The organism is Streptomyces neyagawaensis (assembly GCF_023516595.1).
GTDB lineage: Bacteria > Actinomycetota > Actinomycetes > Streptomycetales > Streptomycetaceae > Streptomyces > Streptomyces neyagawaensis.
This window is the reverse complement of sequence record NZ_JAMGBG010000004.1, coordinates 1-599: the sequence shown is the minus strand read 5'-3', so window position 1 is coordinate 599 and position 599 is coordinate 1. Positions and strand designations below refer to the sequence as shown.

Annotated in this window: 1 protein-coding gene; it reads right to left on the bottom strand. The window is 69.1% G+C overall.

Annotated elements, in window-relative coordinates; all coding sequences use genetic code 11:
* A partial coding sequence (locus tag M8J73_RS02580; protein ID WP_249828174.1) for a beta-ketoacyl [acyl carrier protein] synthase domain-containing protein occupies positions 1 to 599 on the bottom strand: 599 nt, incomplete at both ends.

Genomic DNA, 599 nt, shown 5'->3' with positions numbered 1-599 from the left:
GCATGCCCGATGTTCGACTTCAACGACCCCAGCCAGAGCGGCCGTTCGGCTGGCCGCTCCCGCCCATACGTCGCAAGCAACGCCTGCGCCTCGATCGGATCACCCAACCGCGTCCCCGTGCCATGCGCCTCCACCACATCCACCTCGGCAGCGGTCACACCCGCCGACGACAACGCCGCACGGATCACCCGCTCCTGCGCCCGACCACTCGGCGCCGTCAACCCATTGCTCGCACCGTCCTGATTGACAGCACTCCCCCGCACCACCGCCAACACCCGATGCCCATGGCGCCGCGCATCCGACAACCGCTCCAACACCAGCAGACCGACCCCCTCGGCCCACCCCGTCCCACCGGCAGACGCCGCGAACGACCGACACCGCCCATCCACCGACAGACCCCGCTGCCGCGAAAACTCCACAAACGTCCCCGGCGACGACATCACCGTCACCCCACCCGCCAACGCCAGCGAACACTCCCCCGCCCGCAACGCCGACACCGCCAGATGCACCGCCACCAACGACGACGAACACGCCGTATCCACCGTCACCGCAGGACCCTCAAGCCCCAACGAAAACGCCACCCGACCCGACAGGACGCT